The organism is Bacillus sp. TH13 (assembly GCF_016651175.1).
Taxonomy (GTDB): domain Bacteria; phylum Bacillota; class Bacilli; order Bacillales; family Bacillaceae_G; genus Bacillus_A; species Bacillus_A thuringiensis_S.
Genome location: NZ_JAEKEJ010000025.1, coordinates 2,093,909 through 2,100,000, shown reverse-complemented (window position 1 = coordinate 2,100,000; position 6,092 = coordinate 2,093,909). Strand labels below are relative to the sequence as shown.

The window sequence follows — 6,092 nt, the reverse complement described above, 5'->3', positions numbered from 1 at the left end:
TGCAGTTCAAAATGTTATCCGGTATTAGCCCCGGTTTCCCGGAGTTATCCCAGTCTTATGGGCAGGTTACCCACGTGTTACTCACCCGTCCGCCGCTAACTTCTTGAGAGCAAGCTCTCAATCCATTCGCTCGACTTGCATGTATTAGGCACGCCGCCAGCGTTCATCCTGAGCCAGGATCAAACTCTCCAATAAAGTTAGTTTGTCTAGCATCTAAAAATAAAAATTGACGTTTCACGTTGTTTGTTTCGTTTAGTTTTCAAAGTTCAATATCGCGTTTCAGCGACTTTTATAATATATCATAGTATATTATTTTCGTCAACAAGTTTTTCAAGATAATTTGTACCTCTCATTTGCTGACTCTGCCTATTATATAGACTTTTCTATCACTATGCAAGTATTATTATAAAAAAATAAGAGGGGGAAAAATCCACCCTCTTATTCTTCAGAAGAAACCTCTTCATTAGATTCTTCTTCTTCATCTTTCTGTGCTTTTGCTACTGTCGCTACCTCTTGCTCATCCTCTAAACGAATTAGACGAACACCTTGTGTATTACGTCCCATTTGAGAGATTTGATCAACTGGCATACGAATAATAACGCCTGCGGCTGTAATTAGCATGATGTCTTCTTCACCTGTTACAGACTTAACCGCTACTAACTTACCGTTTTTATCTGTAATGTTACAAGTCTTAAGACCTTTACCACCACGGCTTTGTAGTCGATACTCTTCAACTGGAGTACGCTTACCATACCCGTTTTTCGTTACAATTAAGACATTCGTATCTTCTTCAACAATTTCCATACCTACTACTTGGTCCTCTTCGCCTAATGTAATAGCTTTTACACCAGCTGCATTACGGCCCATAGAACGTACATCTTGTTCATTGAAGCGAATTAACATACCGTTGCTTGTCCCTACGATAATATCTTTATCGCCAGATGTTAAACGTACAGAAATCACTTCATCTTCTTCACGAAGCGAAATTGCAATTAAACCGTTCGTACGTATATTTGCAAATGATGAAAGTGGTGTTCTCTTAGAAATACCTTGTTTCGTTGTAAAGAATAAGAACTGGTCGTCACCAAATTCACGTATTGGAATAATGGCATTGATCCACTCACCCTTATCTACTCCTAATAGGTTAATAATTGGTAGCCCTTTTGCAGTACGACTATACTCTGGGATTTCATATCCTTTCGTACGGTATACTTTACCCTTGTTTGTAAAGAATAAAATATGATCATGAGTAGACGTTGTTAATAAGTGTTCAACAAAGTCATCATCATTCGTACCCATTCCTTGTACACCACGTCCCCCACGGTTCTGTGTTTTGTACGTAGAAGCTGGTAACCTCTTAATATAACCGTTATGAGTTAACGTAATCGCAATATTTTGCTCAGGAATTAAATCTTCATCTTCAATAAATTCCATACCGCCAATTGTAATTTCTGTTCGTCTCTTATCATTGAAACGCTCTTTTACTTCTATTAATTCTTCACGAATAATCTCAAGAACTTTCTCTTCATCTGCTAAAATCGCTTTTAATTCAGCAATTAAATTCATTAAGTCTTGATATTCTTGCTCGATTTTTTCACGTTCTAATCCAGTTAAGCGTTGCAGACGCATATCTAAAATCGCTTGCGCTTGTTTCTCACTTAAACCGAAACGTTCCATTAAACCTTGTTTTGCAATATCAGCCGTTTTGGAACTACGAATTAACGTAATAACTTCATCAAGATGATCTAAAGCAATTCGTAATCCTTCTAAAATATGAGCACGTGCCTCTGCTTTTTCTAGTTCATAAGCAGTACGTCTACGGATTACTACCTTCTGGTGCTCCAAATAATGATATAAGTTTTGTTTTAAATTTAGTACTTGAGGCTCTCCATTTACAAGAGATAACATATTAATACCGAAACTTGTTTGAAGTGCTGTATGTTTATATAGATTGTTTAATAGTACGTTTGCATTGGCATCACGACGTACTTCCATGACAATACGCATACCATTTCGGTCTGATTCATCACGTAAATCTGTAATACCTTCAATTTTCTTATCGCGAACTAATTCTGCGATTTTTTCAATTAATCGTGCCTTATTAACTTGATAAGGTAGTTCCGTTACGATAATAGATTGTTTACCATTTGATTTCTCTTCAATTTCAACTTTGGCACGAAGCATAATAGAACCGCGCCCTGTTTCATAAGCTCTACGGATGCCACTTCGACCTAAGATTAAACCTGATGTCGGGAAGTCTGGTCCAGGAATATATTCCATTAATTCCGCGATAGTAATATCCGGGTTATGACTTAATGCCAACACACCATCAATTACTTCGCCAAGTTGATGCGGCGGAATATTCGTTGCCATACCAACTGCAATACCTGTCGTACCGTTTACTAATAAATTAGGGAAACGCGCTGGTAATACAATCGGCTCTCTTTCCGAACCATCGTAGTTATCTTGATAATCAATTGTATTTTTTGAAATATCACGTATTAATTCCATAGAAATCTTAGACATTCTTGCCTCTGTATAACGCATTGCCGCTGCTGAATCTCCATCTACAGAACCGAAGTTACCATGCCCATCTACAAGCATATAACGTTGACTAAAATCTTGCGCCATACGTACCATTGTTTCATAAACGGCTGAATCACCATGAGGGTGATACTTACCGATTACTTCACCGACAATACGTGCTGATTTCTTATACGCTTTATCAGCTGTAATTCCTAAATCATTCATCGCATATAAAACCCTACGATGCACAGGTTTTAATCCATCACGAACATCTGGTAATGCACGAGATACGATAACACTCATTGCGTAATCTAAAAATGAGGTACGCATTTCATGACTAATATTAATTTCTCGAATTCGTGCTTGTTGTTGATTGTCTGACATCAACGAGCACCTCCTCTTACGTTTCCGTTACACATACATTGATTTATATGTAGAAGACAGGAATACTTAGATTCCTGTCATTACTCATTTAAATATCAAGGTTTTTCACGTATTTTGCATTCTCTTGGATAAAGTTACGACGTGGTTCCACTTTATCACCCATTAAAATTTCAAATGTTTCATCTGCTTCTATTGCATCTTGAAGAGAAACTTGAAGTAATGAACGTACTTCTGGATCCATTGTCGTCTCCCATAGCTGAGTTGGATTCATCTCTCCAAGACCTTTATAACGTTGAATTCCTGGTTTCGGCTGGGCTGGTAACTCAGCTAATATTTTTTCAAGTTCTTTATCATTATAAGCATATTGAATTTTTTTACCTTGTTGCACCTTAAACAAAGGTGGCTGCGCGATATATATATATCCACACTCAATTATTTGACGCATATAACGATAGAAGAACGTTAATAATAGGGTACGAATATGCGCACCATCAACATCGGCATCGGTCATAATAATAACTTTATGATAGCGTGCTTTTTCGATATCGAAGTCCCCACCAATATTTGTACCAATCGCCGTAATAATTGTACGCACTTCATCATTTGATAAAATCTTATCTAAGCGTGCCTTTTCAACATTAATAATTTTACCCTTCAGCGGTAAAATTGCTTGAAAATGACGATCGCGTCCTTGTTTTGCAGATCCACCCGCAGAGTCACCCTCTACGATATAAATTTCACTAATTGCTGGATCTTTAGAAGAGCAATCTGCCAATTTCCCTGGTAAACTCGAAACTTCTAAAGCACTCTTTCGGCGAGTTAGCTCACGAGCCTTTTTAGCTGCTACACGCGCACGCGCTGCCATCGTTCCTTTATCTACGATCTTACGTGCAACATTAGGATTTTCCAGTAAGAATTTTTCAAAAGCCTCTGAGAATACTGATTCCGTAATCGTTCTCGCTTCACTATTTCCAAGTTTCGTCTTCGTTTGCCCTTCAAATTGCGGATTTGGATGTTTAATTGACACGATTGCTGTTAAACCTTCACGAACATCTTCACCAGTCAAATTACTATCCGCATCTTTTAAAATGTTATTTTTACGACCATAATCGTTAATCACACGTGTTAAGGCAGTTTTAAATCCCACCTCATGTGTACCACCTTCATACGTATGAATATTATTTGTAAATGAGTAAATATGATTTGTATATCCTTCGTTATATTGAAGCGCAACTTCAACTTGAATACCATCTTTTGAACCTTCTACATATACAGGCTCTTCATGAATTGGTTGTTTTGAACGATTTAAATGTTCAACATATGATTTAATTCCACCCTCATAGTGAAACTCTTTCTTTTGCTTATGTTCACGTTTATCTTCAATTGTTAATTTAATATTACGATTTAAAAACGCCAACTCACGCATACGAGTCGCTAGCGTATCGAATTCATATTCTGTCGTCTCTTTAAAAATTTCTGGATCCGGTTTAAAGCGAGTTATTGTTCCAGTCTTATCTGTATCACCGATGACTTTTAAGTCTGCAACCGGAATACCTCTTTCGTATTTTTGGTAATGGATTTTACCATCACGATGTACAAATACTTCTAATTCTGTTGATAAGGCATTTACAACAGATGCACCAACACCATGCAAACCACCAGAAACTTTGTAACCGCCACCGCCAAATTTACCACCAGCGTGGAGGACAGTCATAATAACCTCTACTGCAGGACGTCCCATTTTTTCTTGTATACCAACTGGAATACCACGTCCATTATCCGTTACAAGAATACTATTATCTTCTTCAATACTAACGTTAATTTCATCGCAATACCCTGCTAACGCTTCATCGATACTATTATCGACAATCTCCCATACAAGGTGGTGAAGTCCCTTCCCACTCGTAGATCCAATATACATACCCGGACGTTTCCGAACTGCCTCTAGTCCTTCAAGTACCTGTATCTGACTTTCATCATATGCATTTTCTTGCATTTGTTTTTGTTCCATTGACACAAAGATCACCTACTTTTCCATTTAAACAGGGGTTTATGCCCTATCTATTTCACAATCTACCGTGCCGTTCGTTACATGAATTGTTTTCGCATCTTTTAATGTTTCGTGTTCAATTCCGTCGACACTCGTCGTTGTAACAAATGTTTGCACCTTTCCTTGAATTGTATTTAACAGATGTGATTGACGATAATCGTCTAATTCTGATAAAACATCATCCAGCAAAAGGATTGGATATTCTTTAACCTCTGAATAAATTAATTCAATTTCAGCTAATTTTAGGGATAGTGCGGTCGTTCGTTGTTGTCCTTGCGAACCAAAGACTTGAACATTTTTACTATTAACGAAGAATTGTAAATCATCACGATGAGGACCAATTAAAGTCGTACCACGGAAAATTTCACGTTGTTTCACAGATTGAAAACTTTCATAGTATACTTCTTTTATTTTCGACAAATCCATTGATTCTGATACATCTACACTTGGTTTATAGACAATTTCTAACTCTTCTAATCCACGGCTTATACCCCGATGAATTGGAGCTGCCCATTCCTGTAGCAACTGCAAAAATTCAAAACGTTTTTGCAGTATTTTCGCACCATGCTCAATTAGTTGAAGTGTAAATACATCCAACATCGTTTCCTCATTCTTACTATTCCCTTGCATTTTTTTCAACAAGTGATTTCGTTGCGTGAGCACCTTTTGATATTGACTTAATTCATACAAATATACAGGAGCTATTTGTCCTAATTCCATATCTAAAAAGCGTCTTCTTACTTGAGGGCTTCCTTTTACAAGATTTAAATCTTCTGGGGCAAACATGACAACGTTCATCACGCCAATATATTGACTTAACTTTTGTTGTTCAAGTTGATTTAGTTTTGCCTTTTTGCCTTTTTTCGAAATATTTAATTCCAAAGACAAAGAACTGTTTCTTTTTTGTAATTTCCCTTTTATTTGACCAAAATCTTCATCCCAGCGGATAAGTTCGCGATCATTAGAGGTTCTATGAGATTTCGCCATCGCTAAAACATAAATAGCTTCCATCAAATTTGTTTTCCCTTGTGCGTTTTCGCCGATAATTACATTTACCTTATCTTCAAAGGAAAGCTCTAATTTTTCATAATTTCGATAGTTTTTTAATTGTATTTTTGAAATAAACAAAGGG

The 6,092-nt window shown here is 37.0% G+C and carries 3 protein-coding genes and 1 rRNA gene (1 of these 4 cut by a window edge); all 4 read right to left on the bottom strand.

The annotated features are described in order from the left end of the window. Positions 1-195, bottom strand: a 16S ribosomal RNA gene (locus tag JFU02_RS19180); it reaches 1,357 nt to the left of the window's first position. Between the two features lie 243 nt (positions 196-438). After that, entirely contained in the window at positions 439-2,910 is a 2,472-nt protein-coding gene (gyrA, locus tag JFU02_RS19175; protein WP_061667492.1) for a DNA gyrase subunit A, read from the bottom strand. Between the two features lie 88 nt (positions 2,911-2,998). Next, positions 2,999-4,921: a DNA topoisomerase (ATP-hydrolyzing) subunit B gene (gyrB, locus tag JFU02_RS19170; RefSeq protein WP_000435979.1), complete on the bottom strand. Its 1,923-nt coding sequence runs from the start codon at positions 4,919-4,921 to the stop codon at positions 2,999-3,001. 39 nt (positions 4,922-4,960) lie between these two features. Then, positions 4,961-6,088: a DNA replication/repair protein RecF gene (gene recF / locus JFU02_RS19165; RefSeq protein WP_061667494.1), complete on the bottom strand. Its 1,128-nt coding sequence runs from the start codon at positions 6,086-6,088 to the stop codon at positions 4,961-4,963. Between the last annotated feature and the right edge of the window lie 4 nt (positions 6,089-6,092).

Coding starts and splice junctions, on each gene's coding strand:
- gyrB (WP_000435979.1), bottom strand. CDS start 4,921: ATGGAACAAAAACAAATGCAAGAAAATGCATATGATGAAAGTCAGATA.
- gyrA (WP_061667492.1), bottom strand. CDS start 2,910: ATGTCAGACAATCAACAACAAGCACGAATTCGAGAAATTAATATTAGT.